Here is a 22,200-nt window from a genome sequence, read left to right as displayed (position 1 = left end):
CCGGAGTAGCCATGAAAATAGCAGAAGAGTTCCAGTTGAATGCAGCGGCCCAAGCGTATTTTTCGGACAGTCCGCTGCGTCACGACTGGCGATTGGATGAGGTCGAGGCATTGTTTGCTTTGCCGTTCAACGATCTCGTCTATCGGGCGCAAACCGTTCACCGGCAACATTTCGATCCGAACGAGGTTCAGGTCAGCAGTCTCCTGAGCATCAAAACCGGCGCTTGTTCGGAGGACTGCGCCTACTGTCCGCAGAGCGCCCGTTACGATACGGATTTGAAGCGCGAAGATTTGATGCCTTTGGACGAGGTGCTGAACGCGGCGCGCGTGGCCAAAGACCAGGGCGCAACCCGGTTTTGCATGGGGGCGGCCTGGCGCAGTCCGAAAGACCGCGACGTCGAGCGGGTTTGCGAGATGATCGAGGGCGTGAAAGCTTTGGGACTGGAAACCTGCGTCACTCTGGGCATGCTCACGGACGGCCAGACGCAGCGGCTGAAAGAGTCCGGGCTCGACTATTACAACCACAATCTGGACACCTCGGAAGAGTATTACTCCAAGATCATTACAACCCGCACCTATCAGGACCGTCTCGATACGCTGGAGCGCGTACGCGATGCCGGGATCAACGTGTGCTGCGGCGGAATCGTCGGAATGGGGGAGAGCGACCGGGACCGCGCAGGGCTGCTTCTCGAATTGGCGAATCTGCCGAAACATCCCGAGAGCGTGCCCATCAACATGCTGGTTCAGGTGGAGGGCACGCCCTTGGCCGGGGCGTCCAGGCTGGATTCTTTCGTTTTCGTGAGGACGGTCGCCGTGGCGCGCATCCTAATGCCGAAATCGCGGGTGCGTTTGTCCGCCGGGCGTACGGATATGAGCGATGAAATCCAAGCGCTGTGTTTCCTCGCCGGCGCCAACTCCATTTTCTACGGCGAAAAGCTTTTGACGACGGAAAATCCGACCGTCGAGAACGATAAGCGGCTTTTCCGGCGCCTCGGGATTCGGATGTCCGGATGCGTCGATCACGCTTGAGCGTTTTTCCGAAAGCTCGGAATTGCTGAAAGTACATGTGGCGTAACTGGCTGCGCGGTCAGCTCGACGAGATCGAAAAGCGGGGGCTCTACCGTCGGCGCCGGGTCGTCGAAGGGCCTCAGGGCGCCGAAGTCACCGTCGACGGACGGCGTGTGGTCAATTTTTGCAGCAACGACTATCTTGGGCTCGCGAACCATCCGGCCGTCGTCGCAGCGTTCCGGCAGGGAGCCGAGCGCTATGGCGTCGGGGCCGGCGCGGCTCATCTGGTCTGCGGCCACGGTCGCGCTCATCATGCATTGGAGGAAGAACTGGCCGAATTTACCGGCCGGGAACGCGCCTTGCTGTTTTCCACCGGCTACATGGCCAATCTCGGCGTGATTTCGGCTTTAGCGAGGCGCGGCGATGAGGTTTTCGAGGATCGCCTCAATCATGCCTCGTTGCTCGACGCTGCGCTGCTTTCGGGCGCCCGGCTCAAGCGTTATCCCCATTCCGATCCTGCGGCGCTGGGGCGCGAGCTGGAGCTCTCCGCCGGAAAGCGATGTCTCATAGCGAGCGACGGAGTATTCAGCATGGATGGCGATCTCGCTCCGCTTCCCGCTTTGGCGGCGTTGGCCCGGCAACGGAGCGCTTTGCTGATGATCGACGATGCCCACGGTCTCGGGGTAACGGGCGACGGCGGGCGCGGCAGCCTGGCTCGGCTCGGTTTGACTCCGGACGATGTGCCGGTGCTCGTCGGCACTCTCGGAAAGGCATTCGGCACCTTCGGCGCATTCGTCGCCGGTAGCGCAGATCTTATCGAGTTTCTGATCCAGCGCGGCCGTACCTATATTTACACGACGGCCATGCCTCAAGCCGTGGCGGAAGCAACCCGGGCCAGCCTGCGCCTGATTCGGGAAGAATCCTGGCGGCGGGACAGAGTGAACGGTCTGGTACATCGCTTCCGCACCGGGGCTGCGCAGATAGGGCTGCGTCTCATGGAATCCGATACCCCGATTCAGCCGATCGTGGTAGGCGACAATCAAAGCGCCGTGCGAGCGAGCGAGGTCTTGCTGTCCGCCGGCTTCCTGGCCGCCGCCATTCGGCCGCCGACCGTTCCGGCGGGTACGGCGCGCTTGCGTTTCACATTTACCGCCGAGCATACCGAGGCTCAGGTGGACCGGCTTTTGGGGGCGCTGGCCGATCTGCCGCTTGAAACATTCGGCAGCAACGGGGGTGAGGATCGTAGTATGACCAACGAGGCCCTCCCGTCTCCCGCAGGTCATTCGGGATGAGAAAGCGAGATCTGTTGTACCGGGAAACTTTCGGTCAAGGGCCGGATCTCGTGATGGTGCATGGCTGGGGAATGCACAGCGGTATTTGGCGGGATTTTGCGGAGATGCTGGCCGCCAAGGCTCGGGTCACTTTGGTCGACCTTCCGGGGCATGGGCGCAGCGAAAACATCGCCGACTTTTCCATCGATCATCTTGCCGATGCCTTGATGGAGACCGCGCCGGAGCGTGCCCACTGGCTGGGTTGGTCGCTGGGAGCTTTGCCCGTGCTGCATATTGCGGATCAATACCCGACCCGCGCGAAAAGCATCATCGTCGTGGCCGGAAGTGCGCGTTTCGTGGCCGACTCGAAGAACCGCGGAGCGGAAAACGATTGGCCGGGCGTCGATCCCGCGCTGCTCGCGGAGTTTGCTTCAGCCTTGGAAGAGGATTATGAAGGCACGATCCGGCATTTTCTCGGGCTTCAAATCTTCGGCATGGAGAACGCGAGGCTACTGGTCAAGGAGTTGGCGGCGAAAGTGGCGGAATGCGATCCCCCCGATGGGGCGGCGCTGCACAGCGGGTTGAATTTGCTGCGGCAGGCCGATTTGCGCGAAGTCTTGCGTCGATCAATCGTTCCCAGCTTGATTATTCTGGGGGCGCGAGACCGATTGGTTCCCAAGTCCGCCGGGGCGTCGATGCAAGCGCTGAACCCTCGAAGCGAATTGCATGTGATCGATGGGGCGGCCCATCTGCCGTTTCTCACGCATCCCGCGGAGACCGCCTCGTTCATTACGGATTTCGTCGCAAGACATGATGGCTGTTGAATCTTTGCCAACCAGCGAATGCGGCTCCGACGGCCGTCCCGATAAGCGGTTGATCGGTCGTTCTTTTGGCGCAGCCGCGGAACGTTATGACGGACTTGCTGAATTGCAGCGCAGGGTAGGCGAGAAGCTGCTGTCCCGTTTGGCAGGTATGAGCCTCGGTCCGGAGAGAATCGTGGATGCTGGTTCCGGAACCGGGTATTTGGCGACACGGCTGATTGAGCTGTATCCAAAAGCGGATCTCGTGGCTTTGGATATCGCTGAAGGCATGCTGCGTTTCGCCAAGTCGCGGTATGGCGAGTCGGGGGCCGGACGGTTGGTATGCGGCGATGCCGAGGCAATGCCCTTTCGGGACCGTTCGATCGACCTGGTTTTTTCCAATGTGGCGATTCAATGGTGTTCCGGCCTCGACTCCGTATTTCGCGAAATCGGGCGCGTCTTGAGGCCGGGCGGCGTCGCTCTTTTCAGCACGTTTGGTGCCGAGACGCTGAAGGAGCTTCGGTCCGCATGGGCATCGGTCGACGATTACTCCCACGTCAATCGGTTCGGCGATTCTGCGGCGGTGAGGTCGGCCCTGCGAGAGGCGGGATTCCAGGAAATCGATGTCGCCGCCGAGGTCCATAGGCTGGAGTACGGCTCGGTTTATGAACTGATGCGAGAATTGAAGGGCCTTGGCGCTCATAATGTAACGCTAGACAGACCGCGCCATTTAACCGGCAAGGGCGCGTTGCGGCGCATGATCGCGGCCTATGAACGGCAATCGGGCGGCAGTGGTCTGGAGGCCACCTTCGAGGTCGTTTATGGGTGTGCCAGAGGTCCCGCGAAATGTCGTTGAAGGCGCGCGGTATCTTCGTGACGGGTACCGACACCGGTGTCGGCAAGACAATCATAAGCTTGGGGTTGATGCGGCTGTTACAGGACACGGGACTGAAAGTGGCGGCCATGAAGCCGGTGGCGACCGGAGCATTTTGGCAGGATGGACGGTTGGTCAACGAGGATGCCTTGTCGCTTCAGGCGAATGCGTCGATTCGGCCGGACTACAATCAGGTCAATCCATTCGTTTTCGAACTCCCGGTTTCGCCCCATATCGCCGCCAGGAAGGCGGGCCGAGAAATCGACTTTCAGCGTATTCTGCAGGTCTACGAGGAATTGGCCGGGTCCGCCGACTACGTGGTGGTGGAAGGTGTCGGCGGCTGGGAGGTGCCTTTGAACGAGCGGCAACGGGTGGCCGATCTAGTCAGGGTGCTCGACCTCCCTGTGTTGCTTGTGGTGGGTTTGCGTCTCGGTTGTCTGAATCATGCTTTGCTGACCCAGTGTGCGATCGAAAATGCCGGCGCGAATTGTATAGGCTGGATTGCCAACCAAATCGAACCGGATTTTTTATTGTCTACCGAAAATATCGAGACCTTGGATCATTCGCTCGATTGGCCGTTGCTGGCCGTCGTGCCGTTTAATAGTGAGAAAGAGTTTGTTGCGCGGGATATTTTCCCTACTGTGGTAAAGGATAAAATCTTGCATGCGCTGTATTCATAAGTTACAGTCTCGCGGCTTAAGCTGCGCTAGCTGCAGGCCGGTTTTCTCAGGTGTTTTTGGTTCTGTTTGAGCCCGGACTCGAGTTGGTGTCCGACTCATGAATCGTGCCGAGGTCGGAAGTTCGAATGATCGAGTCAGGACGGGATGCTAGGCCTGGCAGCCAACGATTCGTACTGACGCCGAATGCGTCCCTAAACGGTCGTCAAGCATCGTTTCTGATGCTCGGAATCGCCTTGGTGATGGCGGTTATCGCAGGGAGCTTTGCATCGATGGGTGCGTGGCTCGTGTTGCCATTTTCCGGGGCGGAATGGGTTCTATTGGCCTATTGCTTCAGGCTTGGTCTGAGAAACTGTAGGATTCGCGAAGTCATTACGGTCACGGAGACCTTGGTTCAGTTGGAGCGAGGTTATGGCACACCGGAGCAGATCTACCGATTCCAGCGCGCATGGGTTGCGCTCGATTGGACTGAATCGCCGATAAAAGGGTACCCAAGCCGTTTGTCGTTTCGCTCCCATGGAAAGGAAATTGAAATCGGCCGATTTTTGGCCGAGCCCGAGCCCGAGCGCGCGGCGCTCGCGAGCGAATTGCGAAAGATTTTGTTTGATAGCAAATGATTAGACACAAAGCATTTCTATAGACTGAGGAGAGGGCTCCGTGAATAAGATAAGACGACTGCTTGCTGGGTTGGGGTTAGTGTTATGGGGGGAAGCGCACGCCGACTATGCACTTAACATGACGCCGGGCGTCACCGAGGTCAGCCGCGATATCCACGATTTACACATGTTGATTCTGTGGATTTGCGTAGTGATCGGCGTAGGCGTGTACGGCCTCATGATTTACTCGATCATGCATCACCGGAAATCCAAAGGAGTGGTGCCGGCGCAGTTTCACGAAAATACAAAACTCGAAATCGTTTGGACGGTTATTCCTTTCCTCATTCTTTTGGGCATGGCTATCCCGGCAACCAGCGTGATGGTCAAGGCTTATGACACCAGTGGAGCGGACATGACCGTCAAGGTCACCGGCTATCAGTGGAAGTGGCGCTATGAATATCTCGACGAAGGCATCGATTTCTTCAGTACCTTGGATGCCAAAAGCAATGAAGCCCGCCAATTGGGTGCCAATATCGATCCCGCCTCAATCCCTAATTATCTGCTGAACGTCGATAATCCTTTGGTGGTCCCGGTCAACAAAAAGATACGGTTTCTGTTCACGGGCGCCGACGTGATCCACTCCTGGTGGGTACCTGACCTCGGCTGGAAGAAAGATACCATTCCAGGCTTCGTGACCGACGCTTGGGCGAAGATCGAGAAACCGGGCATTTACCGCGGGCAGTGCGCGGAACTTTGCGGCCGCGATCATGGCTTCATGCCTATTGTCGTAATCGCCAAGACCAACGAGGAATATAAACAATGGGTTGCCGAGCAGAAGACTAAGGCTGAAGTAGTCAAGGCCGAAGCGACCAAGGCTTTCACCATGGATGAGCTGATGGCGAAAGGGAAGGAGGTTTATAACTCCAGTTGCGCGGGTTGCCATCAGGCCAATGGCGAAGGCATCCCGGGAACTTTCCCGGCGATCAAGGACAGTCCGGTTGCGACCGGCTCGATGGATGAACACCTTAACGTCGTACTGAAAGGCAAGGGAGACATGATGCCTGCATTCGACGATTCGCTCAATCCGGTGGAAGTCGCCGCCGTAGTGACTTATCAGCGGAACGCCTTCGGCAATAACAAGGGCGACATGGTTCAGCCGTCCGAAATCAAGTCGCAACATTAATCGATTAACAGTAGATGAGGTGAAGTGCTATGTCATCAGCAGTGGCAACTCATGATGAGCATCATGACCATGGCCCCGCCAAAGGGATCATGAGATGGGTGTTCACTACCAACCATAAGGATATCGGAACCTTATACATGACCACCGCCCTGATCATGTTCCTGGTCGGAGGCGCTATGGCACTGGTCATTCGTGCCGAACTGTTCGCACCCGGCATGCAGTTCGTGGATCCGATGTTCTTTAACCAAATGACCACATTGCACGCCCTGGTCATGGTGTTTGGCGCGGTCATGCCGGCTTTTGCAGGCTTGGCAAACTGGATGATCCCGATCATGATCGGTTCGCCGGATATGGCTTTGCCCCGGTTGAACAACTGGAGTTTCTGGCTTCTGCCTTTCGCCTTGCTGCTCCTCGCGAGCACGCTGTTCATGGAGGGCGGTGCGCCGGCAGCCGGGTGGACGCTCTATCCGCCTCTGGTTCTCCAAGGCGGCGCGCATCTGCCGTTTGCCATCTTTTCGGTCCACTTGCTGGGTATCTCGTCGATCATGGCGGCGATCAACATCATCGTCACCGTGTTCAATATGCGCGCGCCCGGCATGACGCTGATGAAGATGCCGTTGTTCGTGTGGACCTGGGTCATCACCGCATTCCTCTTGATCGCCGTCATGCCGGTGTTCGCAGGCGCGGTGACCATGCTCCTGACCGACAAGTTCTTCGGCACGAGCTTCTTTAATGCAGCCGGTGGCGGCGACCCAGTGCTTTATCAGCACTTGTTCTGGTTCTTCGGGCATCCCGAGGTTTACATCATGATTCTGCCCTCGTTCGGGGTGATTTCCATGATTATCCCGACGTTTGCGCGCAAGCCGCTGTTCGGTTACAGCTCGATGGTTTATGCCACGGCTTCGATCGGGCTCCTGTCTTTCGTCGTCTGGGCGCATCACCAGTATACCGTCGGCATGCCGCTTGCCGGGGAGCTGTATTTCACCTACGCCACGATGTTGATCGCCGTGCCCACCGGGGTGAAGGTGTTCAACTGGGTCTCCACGATGTGGAAAGGCGCGATGACCTTCGAAACGCCGATGCTATTCGCCATCGCTTTCGTGGTCCTGTTCACGATGGGAGGCTTCACTGGGCTGATGATGGCTATTTCGCCTGCCGACCTCCAGTACCATGACACTTACTTCATCGTCGCCCACTTCCACTATGTGTTGGTGCCCGGTGCGGTATTCGCGCTCTTCGCGGCGACCTATTACTGGCTGCCCAAGTGGACCGGCCACATGTATGACGAGCGTTTGGGCAAGCTACATTTCTGGCTGTCGACCATCTCGGTCAATCTGTTGTTCTTCCCGCAGCACTTTTTGGGACTGGCCGGCATGCCGCGCCGGATTCCGGATTACGCGACCCAGTTTGCGGAATTCAATGCTTGGTCGAGTGTCGGTGCCTTCGTTTTCGGTTTCTCGCAACTGATTTTCGTTTACGTGATCATCAAGGCCATCCGCGGCGGCGAGAAAGCGACCGACGAAGTTTGGGAAGGCGCGCACGAGCACGGTCTGGAATGGACTTTGCCGTCTCCGCCGCCCTACCACACTTGGACGACGGCACCCGAGATCAAATAGGAAACGAAGCGGTCCCCGCCTCTAGGGCGGGGACTGTGGTTTAACGCTATGGATATTCGAAAAAAGAACGTACTGTTGGCGGTCGTCATCGCGATTATCGCGCTGATGCTCTACATCGGTGCGATCCTTAAATTAATTACTACGTCATCCGGTCAGTGAACGATTCAGAAAGCAGAAAAGTCAATAAGCGATTGATTTGGTCAATCGTCTTAGTGGCTGTCGGAATGTTCGGTTTCGGCTTCGCCATGGTTCCGCTGTACAACGTGTTCTGCGAGGTTACGGGACTGAATGGAAAAGTGAAAACGGAGGCGGTCGCGGACGCCGCTTATGTAGTCGATCAATCGCGGGAACTGACGATCGAATTCATCACCTCGGTCAATGAGAACATGCCGCTCGCTTTCCGTGCGGAAAAAAACAAGATGAAGATACATCCGGGGCAGTATTACACGGTCAAGTTCTATGCCGAAAATACGACCGATAACAAAATGGTCGGGCGTGCCATTCCCAGCGTAGCTCCCGGCGTGGCCACGGAATACCTGAACAAGACCGAGTGCTTTTGTTTTTCCGAGCAAGAATTCGAACCGCACAAATTGCGCGAAATGCCGGTTCGATTCGTGATTGATCCGTCCATTCCGGAAAACGTGAAGGATATGACCCTTTCCTACACGTTCTTCGATATCACCGACAAGAACCAGAACTGACGAGAGAAAGATCAACAATTTCAAAAGCAGGGGAATGTAATGGCTACGAAAGACGCGTACTATCTACCGCACAAAGCGAACTGGCCCATCGTGGGATCGATCGGCCTGACGACTTTGCTCGTGGGATTTGCTAATTACCTTAACGGATCGAGCATCGGTGGAACCTTAATGGTGCTGGGAGCGGGCATCGTGATCTTCATGATGGCCGGATGGTTTGGCTCGGTGATAAAGGAAAGCGTCGCCGGGTTGTATAACCAGCAGGTGGACGGTTCGTTTCGAATGGGGATGATTTGGTTCATTACCTCGGAAGTATTCTTCTTTGCCGCATTCTTCGGCGCGCTCTTTTACGCACGTATCTACTCGGTGCCGTGGCTGGGCGGAGAAGGTAATTTCTCTGCCGGAGCGACTGGAGACTTGTGGCAGGGATTTCAGGCGATGTGGCCGACCAACGGACCGGGACAGGTGGGCGGCGAGTTCGAACCCATGGGCGCATGGGGTGTTCCGGCTCTGAATACTCTGATCCTGTTGAGCAGTGGCGGAACCGTTACCTGGGCGCACTGGGGATTGCTGGCGAATAATCGCGGACAATTGATCAAAGGTCTGATTGCTACGGTTGCCCTAGGTTTTCTGTTCGTGATTCTGCAGGGGGTCGAGTACCACGAGGCCTACACCGAAATGGGGCTGACCTTGGGCTCTGGAATCTACGGCTCGACGTTCTTCATGCTGACCGGGTTCCACGGTTTGCACGTGACCATCGGTGCCATCATTCTTACGGTCGTCTTGCTCCGGAGCATACGCGGACACTTCAACCCGGAACACCATTTCGCGTTTGAAGCGGCCGCCTGGTATTGGCACTTTGTCGACGTGGTGTGGTTGGGCCTCTTCATTTTCGTCTACTGGCTGTAACCCGCCACTGCTTTTTACCAAAAGGGGCGCTACTCTCCTTGGGTAGCGCTCCTTTTGTCTATCCGCCCGGAAATTCGAATAAAGGTGTCAGGCCGATCATTGTCGAGTCGAGGAAGACGGGAGTCTTATTTCATTGGTAAATAAGCCGCCGATATCGACGCGATCGAAATGATAACGGCGGTTGCAGAATTCGCAGCCAACCTCGACTGAATCCTCTTGCTCCAAAATCGATTCCACCTCGTGATTCCCCAAGGTGAGCAGGACGGATTCGATGCGCTCCCGCGAGCATCCACAGCGGAAGGAGATCGGTTCCGAGTCGAAAAGCCGTACCGATTCTTCATTAAAGAGGCGATACAACAGTTCTTGACTGGGTAAATTCAGCAACTCCCCCTCGGTAACCGTATCCGCCAAGTATTCGACGCGCGTCCAATCGTCGCGATCGCGTTGTTTGGCAGGCAGTTCCTGGATGAGCAACCCTGCTGCGCGCTGTTCGTCGGCCGCTAACCAAAGTCGGGTCGCCAGTTGTTCCGAGCGTGAAAAATACGTTTCGATAGCGCCGGCCAGATCGTCTCCCTCGAGAGCGACGATACCCTGGTACGGTTCGGAATCCTCGTTCTGGACCGTCAACACCAAGTGCCCCGGACCGTAGATGTCGGACAGCGTTTCTCCCGTTACTTCGCCGCGCCAGTGTGCGAGTCCGCGAATAGTTCTCTGGTGCGTTGCCTGCGCCACTAAAGTATTCAGCGGTCCGTGGCCTTGAGCCTGAAGAATCAAAGACCCCTTGAACTTGATGGTGGCGGATAGCAATAGCACGGCAGCAAGTGCTTGTCCCAACTGGCTCGATACGGCAGGAGGGTAAGGATGGCGTTCGAGCACGGCTTGCCAACTCGCGTCGAGCCGTACGAGTTCGCCTCGTATCCCGAGATCTTCAAACAAGAACCTTTGGAAACTGTCGAATTCACTCATCGTCTAACCAAAAAGTTTTAAGGAATGTCACTTTGCCTTTTAATAGGCAGAAACTGCTAGTCTACAAGGTTCTGCTAGCGATATTCATGCGGCTTCTGATTGACAGATCACCGAAGAGTAAATTCCATGTTTACGAAAAAGCTTTTGCTGCCTGATGACGATTCCGCTCTTCCCGGCCGAGTGGAAAAGATGCCGGTTCCGGAGTTGCATTTTGTAAATGGACATCGGATGGAGCCGCCATATCCGGAAGGATCGGAAATTGCGATTTTCGGTCTTGGCTGCTTTTGGGGTGCGGAGCGGAAATTCTGGCAGACGCCCGGCGTTTACGTAACGGCAGTCGGCTACGCTGGCGGAGCTACGCCTAATCCCACTTACGAAGAAGTATGTAGCGGGATGACCGGTCACGCCGAGGTCGTACGCGTAGTCTACGATCCTAATAAGATCCATTACCAAGATTTGCTGAAACTATTTTGGGAGTCCCACAACCCTACACAAGGCATGCGCCAGGGCAAGGACATCGGGACGCAATACCGCTCGGTCATTTTCACCTATACGCCGCGCCAGAAAGAACTGGCTATCGTTGCCCGCGATGCTTATCAAGCAGCCTTGAGCCAAAAAGGATATGGGCGAATCACCACCGAAATCCGCGAGGCTCCCGAATTTTTCTATGCGGAACCCTATCACCAGCAATATCTGGCCAAGAATCCCGGCGGATACTGCGGTTTAGGCGGTACCGGAATAAATTGCCCTACTGAATTTGGCGCGAGCGTACACACCGACACCGATTGATAGCACTTAACTCCTTTGGCTATTATCGGGCGTCTCACAATATTAAGAGTTTCCATGAAAAGAATTCTGTTGATTGCATTTTTCACATTGGGCCTTTCAGCTTGTGCGACCTCACCTTTGGGGCGCACCCAGTTCATGATAATGCCAGAGGACCAAATGGCGGCCATGGGGGCACAGGCCTTTGTCAACATGAAACAAAAATTGCCCATCGATCAAAGTCCGCAAACGAATCAATACGTTGTGTGTGTAGCCGGGCCGATTGTTAAGGAGGTAGGGGGGGAATGGGAAGTCACGGTGTTTCAAGACGAATCGCCCAACGCATTTGCACTGCCCGGCGGGAAAATCGGTGTACATACCGGCATACTTCGGGTCGCCCGGAATCAGGATCAGCTCGCGACAGTCATTGCGCATGAAGTCGCGCACGTGCTTTCTCGGCATTCGAATGAGCGAGCTTCCCAGCAGGTGGCCGTGCAACAAGGGCTGAATGTCATCCAAGCGATAACCAATCCGACTACTCAGACGGGCCAAGTGATGATGGGGGTATTGGGCTTAGGCGCCCAATACGGTGTTCTTATGCCGTATAGTCGTCTACAGGAAAGCGAGGCCGATTTGCTCGGATTGGAACTGATGGCCAAAGCAGGCTTCAACCCGCAACAAAGCATCGATCTCTGGATCAATATGGAACAAGCGGGCGGTGGGCAGCCGATAGAGTTTCTTTCGACTCATCCGTCTCATGCTACTCGCATGCAAGAGCTTAAACAAAACATGCCCAAAGCCCTGGAAATGTATCGAAACGCACAGGCAATGGGTAAAAACCCTCGTTGCGGTGGTTGATCCGGCATCCCGGGCGATGCGCGTTCGCGCAAAAAGAAAAGTGCAGGGAGAAAGATCCCTGCACGTCAAGAGGAGGATTGTGAGCACTAAACGTGCGTCTGGTCTCAGCTAGGAGCAGCTCCTAACGAGTGATTAACATTCTAGCAGTGAAACTTGTACGCGAAATGTGACAAATTGTCGCGCAATCCAAGGATTCGCGTGTTGAAAGGAAATAATCCATCGGGAAATAAAAAAGGCAGAAGAGCTAGTCTTCTGCCTTAATGAGGAGGCTATAGCGCACAGCTACAGATAGCATCTGATCGTCGGCCTGCTACCGTCTTGCCGGTTCCTTAAGCATCAGAAACCACGATCTAATACTAGCAGTCACATTAGTAATCAAAAATGTGACAAATTGTCGCATTCGCCCAACAAAGTCGGCCATTTACAATCCGCTCCATGAACTCAAACCCGCTCATGAACATTCCCACTCCGGCGGACACGGAAACCGACGCCCGTCAAAACCTTCGCTGGCTGTTCGTTTTACGCAATCTTATGATTACGGGGCAAGCGCTTATCGTTCTCATCAGTGTCTACGGATTGGAGATACCGCTTAGCGAAGTGCCTCTTACAGCCATCATGACGGCGCTAGGCGCCTTCAACTGGTGGACGTGGTTGAGGCTCAGCAATCCCCGCCCGGTCGCCGAAATGGAGTTGTTCATGCAACTTTCATTCGACGTCCTGGCGATTACCGCGATTCTCTATTTCACCGGGGGCGCCACCAATCCCATGGCCTGGTTTTTCCTGCTTCCGCTGATTATCGCGGCTACCGTGCTGCCCCAGTTTTATACCTGGTATATGGTGATCTTCACTTCCGGGTGTTACACCATACTCATCGGCTTTTACCAGCCGCTTCCCGACATTCAAGCCGTAACTTTGCACGGCGACGCCCCGCCCGCCGTTCAGGCCCTGATGGAGGACCACAGCATTGAACTGCACGCGTTCGGCATGTGGTTCGGGTTCGTATTCAGTGCCGTTCTCGTGGCTTACTTCGTCGTAGAGATGGCGAAAACACTGAGAGAGCGTGAACGCCGCTTGGCTGAAGCTCGCGAGCAGGCTTTACGGAACGAGCGGGTTGTTGCGCTGGGGACGCTGGCGGCCGGTGCGGCGCACGAGATGGGCACCCCGCTGGGAACCATGGCGATCCTGATTCATGAAATAGAGAGCGAATGTGAAGGCGCCAAGCAAGACGATTTGTTGGAAAAAATGAAAATCCTGCGGGAGCAGGTGGTCCGCTGCAAAAAGGCCCTTTCGGTCATGTCGGCGTCGGCCGGTGCAATCAGAGCCGAATCGGGCCACGTAATGCCGCTGACGAACTATCTGGAGGAAACGGTGGATAGCTGGCGGAAACAGCGTCTCAACGCCGAGTTGGAATACGAAAAGGTTGGGCCTTTGCCTCCGCCGTGCATTTTGGCCGAGGATACCCTTACCCACGCTTTAGTTAATATTCTCAACAATGCCGCCGATGTTTCGCCGCGTGGGATAAAGCTGCGCGCCCGCTGGAGCTTCGAGCGCGCGACTTTGGAGATCCTCGACCAGGGACCTGGCATTGCCCCTACGCTATCCCAGCGTCTGGGAAAGGCGCCGATCACGACTAAAGAACATGGGTTGGGGGTCGGGCTATTCTTGGCATTTGCCACTATCGAGCGCCTGGGCGGTCGAATAGAGATGTTACCTCGTGTCGAAGGCGGCACCTGCACTCGCATCGAACTTCCATTGCTGCGTCCGAATTAAGATCTATGAACAGTGCAAAATCCTCATCCGATACCCCTCGTCCCAGTCTGTTATTAGTCGATGATGACCCTACGTTCTGCGGAGTTTTGAAGCAAGCCCTCGAGAAGCGCGGATTCGAAGTGCACGCCGCTCAAGACCTCGAAACCGGCACCGCGCTGACGGAGCAAATCGAGCCCGAGTACGCGGTGATCGATCTGCGCATCGGCCACGATTCCGGACTGGTTTTGGTCAAGCGGCTCCACAATCTCGACGCCAACACCCGTATCGTCGTCTTAACCGGGTACGCCAGTATCGCCACGGCCGTCGAAGCCATAAAGCTAGGTGCGATCCAATATCTCACCAAGCCCGCCGATGCCGACGAGATCGTCGCGGCCCTCCACAAGGATCAGGGCGACGTCTCCGTTGAAATCAAGGAAAAGCCGCTCTCCGTTCGGCGCCTGGAATGGGAGCATCTGCAAAAAGTTTTGATCGAGCACGGCGGCAACATCTCCGCCGCAGCGCGGGCGCTGGGGATGCATCGCAGGACTTTGCAGCGGAAGCTGGATAAGCGGCCGGTGAGGGAGTGAAGTAAAGCGGGAGCGTCTTTCTCTCCGTTCCTATGCTTCGACGCCTAGGGTTTCGAAGCGTGATTTCCGTTTTTATGAGAGCGTTGCGGGCTTGTTTTCGGGCGGCGGTTGTGCGGTTCTCAATCGCTATCAGCAGGCAATCTCGTCAACATAGAGCGTTTTTCTCCGCGGTTTTGCGATGAGCATCGGAAATGCGTAGGTTGGCAATCCTTTGCCGACAAAGTCGTCGCCGACGGCGTGTGCCGGCAAAGGATTGCCAACGTGCCTCGGGCGCAACGCAAAACCGGAAAACGTTCTAGCTACTATGGTCAGCCAACAGAATTGGATGGCCAGCACTTGGAGTCTTACTCCGTAAGCCTTTGGTATCGGAATTCGTGGCAAACGCTGTATCACGATGCCTCTTTTGCCGATAGGCAATCGCTTCCGCTTCGCTTTTCGGCAGTGGCGGCTTCATCGAGTTTGCAGGTAGGAAAGCCAGGGCAGTCGGCCCAATCCTCTTGCCTTTGGTCTGACACAAAAATAGACGACTCGTTTTTGTCTAACGGAGCCGAAGGGTGACATTTTGCGTCAGTTTCTGACCTCGCATATCCCTGTTCAAGGGCTCTCTTTCCTTTCTGAATCTCGGAATCACGCATCCTGCCTGCATCCGGAACGCTGGCATGGCCTGTGCAATAACCTAGCCGAGAGCAAACAACGCTTCTTATTCAACCCTCCTTTAACTCAATGGAGTTCGACATGAACGCGAATATGAATATGAGACAGCAAGGTGGTTTTACTCTGATCGAATTGATGATCGTTGTAGCGATCATCGGTATCCTGGCGGCTGTCGCGGTGCCGGCATATCAGGACTACACGGTCCGCGCCAAGATTTCTGAAGCTTTGGGGCAGGCCGATATGGCAAAGAATACTGTAGCTGAATATCGCCAAACGCAAAACTCTTTCCCTGCAGACAACCCGGCAGCAGGCCTTGCTACGGCGGCTAGTTTTGCCAGCAGATATGTAACATCACTTACCGTTCAAAACGGTGTTATTACGGTGGCCGTAAATCCGACGGCAACGGGTACAACTGGAAACGTCATTATGACCCCGACTGTAGGAGACGCGGGGCAGGTAAATTGGACTTGTACTGGGAGTATCCCCAAGAAATACCTACCGTCTAGTTGCCGTTAAGAAGCACTAACTACGTCCTCTCCGCCGGGCAGAGGGCAGCGGAAAAACTTGATGCGGAGGCTTACGTTTCAAGAGTTCGTCAGTCAACAGCTGTTTAAGGGTTTTTCCTTAATTCAACACAAAAACTTGACCCCTCCATGCGAGGGGTTTTTGTTGGGCCATGAATACCACGCTGCATAACCATGCTATTGCTCTGCTAAGTCTGCTCGTTATAACGGGAGCGGCTTATTTCATTTATTCGGCTGCCTTGGGGGGGGCGTTTAACTTTGATGATGCGCCGAATCTGCAAGCGCTAGCCTTCATCGAGGATCTGCCGTCGGCGTTGGCTTTCATAGTGAGCGGTGATGCGGGCCCACTTGGGCGACCCATTGCGCTGGCCAGTTTCGCCTTGCAATTTTCCGCCTGGCCACATTCGCCTGAAGAGTTCTTATATACCAATATCCTGATTCATCTCATCAACGGTTTGTTGGTTGCTTGGTTCGCTTTGCGCTTGGCGCGGGTGAAGGAGGATATCAGCGGGTATGCCTTGCCATTTGCATTAACGCTGTTCAGCTTGTGGACATTACAGCCATTGCTGGCATCGGCCTCCCTGATGGTGGTGCAGCGGATGACCACGTTATCGGCAACTTTTGTGTTGGTCGGTCTTGTCGGTTATCTAGCAGGCCGTCAGCGTATCGTTCACGCAAGACGTCGAGGATGGCCAATGATGGTGGGCAGCTTGGGCGTAGCGACACTCCTGGCGGTTCTGACCAAAGAGACGGGTGCCCTGTTGCCTGTTTATGTTTGGGTCTTGGAATACACATTGTTTGATAGCCCACAGAACATTCGGATATTTAGTGTATGGAGGCGACTGCTCCATGTGCCTGTCGCTGTATTGCTAGGTTATACAATTCTCCAATTGCCACACATTTTTGAGGTCACCCAGAGAGGTTTTTCAGCCTGGCAACGACTTGTCAGCGAAGGACCAATTCTCTGGACTTATTTACGCCTAATAGTGTTGCCTAAGTCTTCGGACCTAGGGCCATTTCATGACGATATCGCGGTTTCGGCGAGTTTAATTGAATCCCCTCAAGCGTTCTTGGCGTGGTCGGCCTGGGGTGTTTTGATTGCTACGGCAATATTGCTTCGCCGGCGGTTTCCATGGTTCAGCTTTACTGCAGGTTGGTTCTTGCTTGGTCATGCGCTGGAATCCACCCTTTTTAATCTGGAACTTTATTTTGAACACCGCAATTATCTACCCAGTCTTGGTCCACTGGCCTGGATCAGTGCATCAGTGTGGCGGGTTCCGAAAAATTACAAACGGGTAGTAGTTGGAGTTACTGCAACTTACGTGTTGTTACTAGGTTTTGTGCTTCATGAAGTCACGGCTGCATGGGGCAGTCCGGACATTGCAGCAAGGTTATGGGCTGATAAGCATCCTGCTTCTGAAAGAGCACAGCAGTTTTTAGCCAATAGATTGATAGCAGGGGGCGACGTTAAGCTTGCTTTGTCCGTCATCGAAAATGCCTATGACCGTGATCCTTTCAACATCGGGTTAGCTTTGCAGGCTGTGCAGTTGTCGTGCGCCTTGGGTGAGGATGTGTCCGTAAAAGTTGAACAAAGTCTCGTTACGTTATCTCGTGCTCGAGTGGACTATTCTATATTGGATACGCTGGAAATGATTTTGAATCAATATCAGCAGCGAAAGTGTCTTGGTTTAACCCAGGAGGCTATGCACCGGCTGATCGATAACTTATTGGCTAACCATCACTACCAAGGATTGGCCATCACTCGGTTTAAGTTGCACCACGCCAAGGCGCGTTTATTTTTCGAAAATCGGGAATTGGATCCGACAGTTCGGCATCTTGAGCAGGCGTTTGAAGCGCTACCGGACCTGGACACCGGGGTGTTGATGGTCGGTCTCTTAAATAGTGCAGGACTCCGGGATGAGGCTTTAAAGAAGCTCGAGTTTTTCAAGCAATCGCTTCCACTGAACCCGGTTCTAAGGCAGCAATGGAAAGAGCGCTTAAATGAAGTTGCGGAAGACCTTCGTCAATCTGCTAACGGATTCTAGCGTGAGCGAGGTTGTTTGCAGAGAAGAGCGCGAGAAACAGCTGGTTGTTTATTTATTGTTGAGTCACCGCTCTGCAATTCTCCCTTAAGCAGTGTCTGATAAATCAATCATCTAAGAAGGCGATTGCCCGATTTCATCAATCAGACGCAAAAATTATCATTTGTAGGCTAGTCTTAATGCCGACCTAAACAAGCGGCTAATAGATAGTTCATGAACTCGACTGAATCAGGTTTCGCCGGACGGGAAAGTCGCCAAGAAGCAATATCTATTGTTATACCTGCCAAGGATGAGGCTGGCAGTTTAAGATGGCTGTTACCGGAAATTCGCAGACAAATGCCGAACGCGGAAATTCTAGTGGTCGATGACGGTTCGACCGACGAGAGCGTGGCAGTTTGTCATAGTGAAAATGTCAGGGTTATTAGCCACCCCTACAGCATGGGAAATGGCGCCGCTATCAAGACGGGAGCTAGGCACGCACACGGCGACCTGTTCGTATTCATGGATGCCGATGGACAGCATGATCCTGCGGATATTCCGAGATTGCTGGAAAAGCTGGGTCAGGGCTACGAGATGACGGTAGGAGCAAGGCATCCTAGCAGTCAGGCGTCTTTTGGGCGCCGCGGCGCAAATTGCTTTTACAACAAATTGGCTTCGGCGATGACCGGACATCAAATCGAGGACCTCACATCGGGTTTCCGTGCAGTTCGCGCCAGACATTTCCGCAAATTTCTATATTTGCTGCCGAATGGATTTTCCTATCCAACTACCAGCACAATGGCTTTTTTTCGATCTGGGTTTCCGGTTGCGTATGTGCCAATCCACGCTAGAAAGCGCGAAACGACTGGCACCAGTAAGATCCGAATAGCGCAGGACGGATTTCGGTTCTTTATCATTATTTTGAAAATCGGCACTTTATTCTCGCCCATGCGACTTTTCCTTCCCCTAGGCGCTATGCTGTTTTTTAGCGGTCTAGGTCTTTATATCTATAATTATTTAAGTCAGGGACGATTTACCAATATGAGTGTATTTTTGCTTTTGTCGGCGCTATTTATATTTTTGATAGGTATATTATCGGAGCAAATATCTTCATTGCATTATCGAGGGGTCGAAGAAGATTTTCGCCGTACCAAGCGGGACAATTGGCGGTCCGGTATTTAATCGAAAACTAAGCTGTTATTTAATATTTAGATGAGTCGACCTAAGGCTATGTTATGGAGTGCAAGAAATGCATGCGATGGGAGAACGATTTCGACGGTTCAACGCCGATTAGAATGTTATCTAGGGCGTGTCCACTCTGCGGAGGAGAAGGAAGCAAGGATCGCATGGCTAGCCGTTATTTACATCTCCCGTTTGATAGTTTTCAGATATTGAGATGTCGGTCGTGCCAAATTCGTTGGCTAGATCCAGTACCCTTGCCGGATTACCTATCGCGCCTTTATGACCGAAATTATTTCGAACCGGAATTAGAAGCCTTTTCCTATGAGCGTCAGGTTCGGGAAACAAGCGTCTGTTTCCAGGAAACGGCGGCGGCGTTTAAACAGAGACTCACGGGGGACGCAACGGTATTAGATGTTGGATGCGCCACCGGTGATTTCCTTTTGGCACTGCGGCAGGCTGGGGTAGATGGTCTCGGTCTCGAACTTTCTTCCTATGGCATTGAAAAAACGGTGGATAAGGGACTGAAAGTCGTGCAGGGCGATTTATTTGCGTCGCAGCTTGATGGGCTATCGTTTGGCGGTGCTCACCTTTCTCACGTGCTCGAACACTTACCGGACATACGTGGTGCCATGGCTCGCTTGCGCTCGCTTTTGAAACCAGATGGATTGGTATATATCGAGGTCCCGTATCAATTTGACGGTTTCACAGATCGTTTTGATCGGTGGCTTAATCGTGGCCCTCGGCAATTCGGATCTTTCAGTATTCACCATTGTACATTTTTCACGCCTGCATCGCTTTCTACGCTGTTGATGATCCATGGATTCGAGATGTTGTCACTGACAACCTATCTGCCCTGCCGACGTGCGGTTCGAAAGCCTACACTTCGTAAAAGTTTTCTTTGCCTAGGGCTGTGGCTAAGCAACCGAATATTGCAGCGGGGAGATGTAATATCAGTCTGGGCTAAACGTCTACCCGATTAATGCACCACTTGCGGAAAGTTATCGAGGCTACACTCGGTCAGGTTGTTGGGCGAAGTGTCAACTTTCTTATTCCGTTTGTGCTTTTGCATCTTTATTCGCCTAACACGGCGACCGATCGCTTTCTTCTTGCGTTTTCCGTTGCATTTTATTTCTGTGGCACCATGGCCAACTCATTGAGTGATGCTAGCGTACCTCGGGTCGTTTCGAGGCGCCCGTTACTCGCTGGCTGTTATAGGATGCAGTTAAGTGCTGGGCTTGGTGTGGCTGCAGTGGTTGCCGTGTGGCTGACGAGTCCACCTGAGAATGGCGTACCATATCCGTTATTCGCTGGCATTTTCACCATGGTTGGAGCAGCGGTCTATGCGTCGTTTCCCAGCGGTATTCTTAATGCTCGGGATAAATATGCATTGCCAGGTTTGCTTTGGGGCTTGCGCGTCATACCGTTGCTCTTCTGGGGAGTGGTGCGTCCCGAGGCCGAGGAATTGGGTTGGCTGATGTTTGGTATCGGATGTGCGGATTTAGTCAGAGCTTTCTGGCTTGACCGTAGGGCGCTACACCAAGATTTCCCCTCGGAGCAAGGAGGCTGGAGCAGTCTCGATTCCTATATTCCGGTTGTGCTTGCGTCGATCTTTAGCGGATTAAATCCCATTGTGGATCGGTTTATTGCGGTACTTGCAGGTGAGGGCGCGGTTTCGGTCTTAGAAGTCGGCGAACGCTTTTACGGTCTTCTCGCTACTTTCGCTACCATTGGCGTGATGAACCTAGTTTTGGTCCGCCTCAGCCAGGCTTGTGACTGTGCAACTTTTGAGAGCTTATATCAGCGGCTGACTAAAATTGCTGTTTTATGGGCCGCCGCTTGGACCTTGCTGGGATGGAGCGGCTGGGTCATCCTTGGAGACTGGCTGATGGCGCACGTCATACGTGTTACGCCAGAACAAGTCTCCGTAATTAATTCGGTCTATTTTTGCAACTTAATCGGGCTTCCCGCTTTCATACTAGGTTTGGTCGGTGCGCGCGCGTATTTGGCCCGCGGCTGGCAGCGTTCATTGATAAGGCTCTCAATTTTGTCAGTGATTGTTAACGCTGGTTTGAGTCTTATATTGTTTTATATCTTCGGTGTGCCGGGAATCGCTCTTGCAACCTCCAGTGTCTATATCACGGTTACTTTGACCATGTATGTGCACCTGTTCCAGCTAAGCCGAAAAGTACCTCTCGATAGTTATCAATCATCGCCGTAAGCGAAAACCGTTCTCGAGCATGTGTCTCGATGGCTTTGCGGTTGAGTTGAGCGACGTTGGCGAGCGCATGTTTGATTCCCTGAGCTAGTATTTGCGTTTCGCATCGTCCGATGAGAAAACCATTCTTTCCTTCGACAATTAGTTCGTCGGCCCCCGTGTCGGCTTTTACCGCGAGAACAGGCGTGCCAACACTAAGAGCTTCGATCAGTGCGTTGGACGAACCTTCGACTCGCGAGGACAGTACGAAAAGAACTGCTCGTCGTACTAATTCAGTTGGGTTTTCCATAAAGCCCATGAGGATTACTCTATCGGATAGACCGAGTCGCTCTATCAAGAGTTCCAGTTTCGACCGTTCGCTACCTTCTCCGATAATGAGTAGCCGGTATCCCGCTAATGATGCGCCGAGCAGGGAGAAGGCTTCGATGAGGGCATCGAAGCCTTTTTGTGGGTGTAAACGTCCGACTGCAATTAGATATGGCGCAGGGGCCTGTATGGGCGTTTTATTTACGGAATCAAGTCGGGCTGGATCCACGGCGTTCGGAATGACAGCTAAATTTCTTGAAGAGCGGTTGACGAATCCGAGGAATGATCTCCGCATGGTTTCAGACAGAACGATGATTCGGTCCGCTTGCAGGTAAGTATAGCGATATAAAAATCTGGTCAGCCGAGGGAATCGCCAGTACTGCATCCATCCGTCTGGCATCAAAGCTTCCCGTACGACGATTCGTACTTCACTGGGGAATAGTGGCCGCAGTAGCAAGATGGCGATATTAATGTCCGACAGAGTGCTGAGAATGGTTCGCGGGCGTTTCTGCCATACCAAGCGGATAAGTGCTGTGACCCATCCTAGCGTGCCTCCCAGGTCTACAATTTCAACTCTGGAGTCGATATGTGGAATCAATTCACCTATCGGTCGCACAAGCGCTAGCGTTATCTTTCCTGAGCTACAAAGGTTGTTTACGACTTGAAGCATGACCCGCTCGGCGCCGCCCGGTTTGAGGTTCGGCAGCACCACGACCACGTTTGCTCGCTTGGAGGTCATGGC

Annotated in this window: 21 protein-coding genes; 19 read left to right on the top strand and 2 right to left on the bottom strand. The window is 53.9% G+C overall.

Annotation, left to right across the window (positions count from 1 at the left end):
* The first annotated feature begins 11 nt into the window (after positions 1 to 11).
* The 10 genes from bioB to ACR2TX_RS03085 all read left to right on the top strand — a co-directional run bounded on the left by bioB (position 12) and on the right by ACR2TX_RS03085 (position 9,631).
* Positions 12 to 1,028: a biotin synthase BioB gene (gene bioB / locus ACR2TX_RS03130; protein WP_077732741.1), complete on the top strand. Its 1,017-nt coding sequence runs from the start codon at positions 12 to 14 to the stop codon at positions 1,026 to 1,028.
* Between the two features lie 35 nt (positions 1,029 to 1,063).
* Positions 1,064 to 2,299: an 8-amino-7-oxononanoate synthase gene (gene bioF / locus ACR2TX_RS03125; protein ID WP_434131179.1), complete on the top strand. Its 1,236-nt coding sequence runs from the start codon at positions 1,064 to 1,066 to the stop codon at positions 2,297 to 2,299.
* The gene (gene bioH / locus ACR2TX_RS03120; protein ID WP_347257319.1) at positions 2,296 to 3,102 is read left to right on the top strand and encodes a pimeloyl-ACP methyl ester esterase BioH; all 807 of its coding nucleotides are present in this window, start codon (positions 2,296 to 2,298) and stop codon (positions 3,100 to 3,102) included. Before bioF ends, bioH begins: the two co-directional genes overlap by 4 nt.
* On the top strand, positions 3,089 to 3,934 hold the full coding sequence (gene bioC / locus ACR2TX_RS03115; RefSeq protein ID WP_240507097.1) for a malonyl-ACP O-methyltransferase BioC: 846 nt from the start codon (positions 3,089 to 3,091) through the stop codon (positions 3,932 to 3,934). The genes bioH and bioC overlap by 14 nt, the downstream gene beginning before the upstream one ends.
* Entirely contained in the window at positions 3,925 to 4,632 is a 708-nt protein-coding gene (gene bioD, locus ACR2TX_RS03110; RefSeq protein ID WP_077732744.1) for a dethiobiotin synthase, read from the top strand. Before bioC ends, bioD begins: the two co-directional genes overlap by 10 nt.
* Before the next feature lie 125 nt (positions 4,633 to 4,757).
* Complete coding sequence (locus tag ACR2TX_RS03105; protein WP_434131175.1) at positions 4,758 to 5,246, top strand: DUF2244 domain-containing protein; 489 nt, start codon at positions 4,758 to 4,760, stop codon at positions 5,244 to 5,246.
* Between the two features lie 40 nt (positions 5,247 to 5,286).
* A complete protein-coding gene (gene coxB / locus ACR2TX_RS03100) occupies positions 5,287 to 6,408 on the top strand; it encodes a cytochrome c oxidase subunit II (RefSeq protein WP_077732746.1) in 1,122 nt (373 codons plus the stop codon).
* 29 nt (positions 6,409 to 6,437) lie between these two features.
* Positions 6,438 to 8,024, top strand: coding sequence for a cytochrome c oxidase subunit I (gene ctaD, locus ACR2TX_RS03095; protein WP_086135132.1), 1,587 nt, complete (start codon positions 6,438 to 6,440; stop codon positions 8,022 to 8,024).
* A 155-nt stretch (positions 8,025 to 8,179) separates the two neighbouring features.
* On the top strand, positions 8,180 to 8,725 hold the full coding sequence (locus ACR2TX_RS03090; protein ID WP_077728531.1) for a cytochrome c oxidase assembly protein: 546 nt from the start codon (positions 8,180 to 8,182) through the stop codon (positions 8,723 to 8,725).
* Between the two features lie 39 nt (positions 8,726 to 8,764).
* Complete coding sequence (locus ACR2TX_RS03085; RefSeq protein WP_077728530.1) at positions 8,765 to 9,631, top strand: cytochrome c oxidase subunit 3; 867 nt, start codon at positions 8,765 to 8,767, stop codon at positions 9,629 to 9,631.
* Between the two features lie 96 nt (positions 9,632 to 9,727).
* Here ACR2TX_RS03085 and hslO read toward each other — a convergent pair whose 3' ends face one another.
* A complete protein-coding gene (hslO, locus tag ACR2TX_RS03080; RefSeq protein ID WP_077728529.1) occupies positions 9,728 to 10,597 on the bottom strand; it encodes an Hsp33 family molecular chaperone HslO in 870 nt (289 codons plus the stop codon).
* Between the two features lie 126 nt (positions 10,598 to 10,723).
* Here hslO and msrA point away from each other — a divergent pair, with 126 nt between their 5' ends.
* The 9 genes from msrA (at position 10,724) to ACR2TX_RS03035 (ending at position 21,155) form a co-directional block, all read left to right on the top strand.
* Entirely contained in the window at positions 10,724 to 11,386 is a 663-nt protein-coding gene (gene msrA / locus ACR2TX_RS03075; protein WP_434131172.1) for a peptide-methionine (S)-S-oxide reductase MsrA, read from the top strand.
* Positions 11,387 to 11,440: 54 nt separating this feature from the next.
* Complete coding sequence (locus tag ACR2TX_RS03070; RefSeq protein ID WP_156880836.1) at positions 11,441 to 12,220, top strand: M48 family metallopeptidase; 780 nt, start codon at positions 11,441 to 11,443, stop codon at positions 12,218 to 12,220.
* Positions 12,221 to 12,673: 453 nt separating this feature from the next.
* Entirely contained in the window at positions 12,674 to 13,990 is a 1,317-nt protein-coding gene (locus tag ACR2TX_RS03065) for an ATP-binding protein (RefSeq protein ID WP_077728526.1), read from the top strand.
* Positions 13,991 to 13,995: 5 nt separating this feature from the next.
* Positions 13,996 to 14,556, top strand: coding sequence for a response regulator transcription factor (locus ACR2TX_RS03060; RefSeq protein ID WP_434131171.1), 561 nt, complete (start codon positions 13,996 to 13,998; stop codon positions 14,554 to 14,556).
* A gap of 735 nt (positions 14,557 to 15,291) precedes the next feature.
* Positions 15,292 to 15,726, top strand: coding sequence for a pilin (locus ACR2TX_RS03055; protein WP_434131169.1), 435 nt, complete (start codon positions 15,292 to 15,294; stop codon positions 15,724 to 15,726).
* 160 nt (positions 15,727 to 15,886) lie between these two features.
* On the top strand, positions 15,887 to 17,779 hold the full coding sequence (locus tag ACR2TX_RS03050) for a hypothetical protein (protein WP_434131167.1): 1,893 nt from the start codon (positions 15,887 to 15,889) through the stop codon (positions 17,777 to 17,779).
* 210 nt (positions 17,780 to 17,989) lie between these two features.
* Positions 17,990 to 18,937 carry a glycosyltransferase family 2 protein gene (locus tag ACR2TX_RS03045; RefSeq protein WP_434131164.1) on the top strand — a complete coding sequence of 316 codons (948 nt, stop codon included), beginning with the start codon at positions 17,990 to 17,992 and terminating at the stop codon, positions 18,935 to 18,937.
* A gap of 164 nt (positions 18,938 to 19,101) precedes the next feature.
* Entirely contained in the window at positions 19,102 to 19,917 is an 816-nt protein-coding gene (locus tag ACR2TX_RS03040) for a methyltransferase domain-containing protein (RefSeq protein WP_434131162.1), read from the top strand.
* Between the two features lie 236 nt (positions 19,918 to 20,153).
* Positions 20,154 to 21,155 carry a lipid II flippase MurJ gene (locus ACR2TX_RS03035; protein WP_434131161.1) on the top strand — a complete coding sequence of 334 codons (1,002 nt, stop codon included), beginning with the start codon at positions 20,154 to 20,156 and terminating at the stop codon, positions 21,153 to 21,155.
* Here the strand turns inward: ACR2TX_RS03035 and ACR2TX_RS03030 are convergent.
* Entirely contained in the window at positions 21,079 to 22,197 is a 1,119-nt protein-coding gene (locus tag ACR2TX_RS03030) for a glycosyltransferase (RefSeq protein ID WP_434131158.1), read from the bottom strand. The genes ACR2TX_RS03035 and ACR2TX_RS03030 overlap by 77 nt on opposite strands.
* Positions 22,198 to 22,200 lie beyond the last annotated feature (3 nt).

The sequence above is a fragment of the Methylocaldum sp. GT1BB genome (assembly GCF_051027545.1).
GTDB lineage: Bacteria > Pseudomonadota > Gammaproteobacteria > Methylococcales > Methylococcaceae > Methylocaldum.
The sequence above is the reverse complement of the archived record's forward strand: the minus strand, read 5'-3'. Positions and strand labels throughout refer to the sequence as shown.

Bases quoted from the DNA above. Each gene is read 5' to 3' on its own strand.
- ACR2TX_RS03085 (WP_077728530.1), top strand. From the start codon at position 8,765: ATGGCTACGAAAGACGCGTACTATCTACCGCACAAAGCGAACTGGCCC.
- ACR2TX_RS03060 (WP_434131171.1), top strand. From the start codon at position 13,996: ATGAACAGTGCAAAATCCTCATCCGATACCCCTCGTCCCAGTCTGTTA.
- bioD (WP_077732744.1), top strand. From the start codon at position 3,925: ATGTCGTTGAAGGCGCGCGGTATCTTCGTGACGGGTACCGACACCGGT.
- ACR2TX_RS03045 (WP_434131164.1), top strand. From the start codon at position 17,990: ATGAACTCGACTGAATCAGGTTTCGCCGGACGGGAAAGTCGCCAAGAA.
- ACR2TX_RS03070 (WP_156880836.1), top strand. From the start codon at position 11,441: ATGAAAAGAATTCTGTTGATTGCATTTTTCACATTGGGCCTTTCAGCT.
- bioC (WP_240507097.1), top strand. From the start codon at position 3,089: ATGATGGCTGTTGAATCTTTGCCAACCAGCGAATGCGGCTCCGACGGC.
- bioH (WP_347257319.1), top strand. From the start codon at position 2,296: ATGAGAAAGCGAGATCTGTTGTACCGGGAAACTTTCGGTCAAGGGCCG.
- msrA (WP_434131172.1), top strand. From the start codon at position 10,724: ATGTTTACGAAAAAGCTTTTGCTGCCTGATGACGATTCCGCTCTTCCC.
- ctaD (WP_086135132.1), top strand. From the start codon at position 6,438: ATGTCATCAGCAGTGGCAACTCATGATGAGCATCATGACCATGGCCCC.
- ACR2TX_RS03105 (WP_434131175.1), top strand. From the start codon at position 4,758: ATGATCGAGTCAGGACGGGATGCTAGGCCTGGCAGCCAACGATTCGTA.
- bioB (WP_077732741.1), top strand. From the start codon at position 12: ATGAAAATAGCAGAAGAGTTCCAGTTGAATGCAGCGGCCCAAGCGTAT.
- ACR2TX_RS03065 (WP_077728526.1), top strand. From the start codon at position 12,674: ATGAACATTCCCACTCCGGCGGACACGGAAACCGACGCCCGTCAAAAC.
- ACR2TX_RS03040 (WP_434131162.1), top strand. From the start codon at position 19,102: ATGGCTAGCCGTTATTTACATCTCCCGTTTGATAGTTTTCAGATATTG.
- ACR2TX_RS03050 (WP_434131167.1), top strand. From the start codon at position 15,887: ATGAATACCACGCTGCATAACCATGCTATTGCTCTGCTAAGTCTGCTC.
- hslO (WP_077728529.1), bottom strand. From the start codon at position 10,597: ATGAGTGAATTCGACAGTTTCCAAAGGTTCTTGTTTGAAGATCTCGGG.
- ACR2TX_RS03055 (WP_434131169.1), top strand. From the start codon at position 15,292: ATGAACGCGAATATGAATATGAGACAGCAAGGTGGTTTTACTCTGATC.
- ACR2TX_RS03035 (WP_434131161.1), top strand. From the start codon at position 20,154: ATGCAGTTAAGTGCTGGGCTTGGTGTGGCTGCAGTGGTTGCCGTGTGG.
- ACR2TX_RS03030 (WP_434131158.1), bottom strand. From the start codon at position 22,197: ATGACCTCCAAGCGAGCAAACGTGGTCGTGGTGCTGCCGAACCTCAAA.
- bioF (WP_434131179.1), top strand. From the start codon at position 1,064: ATGTGGCGTAACTGGCTGCGCGGTCAGCTCGACGAGATCGAAAAGCGG.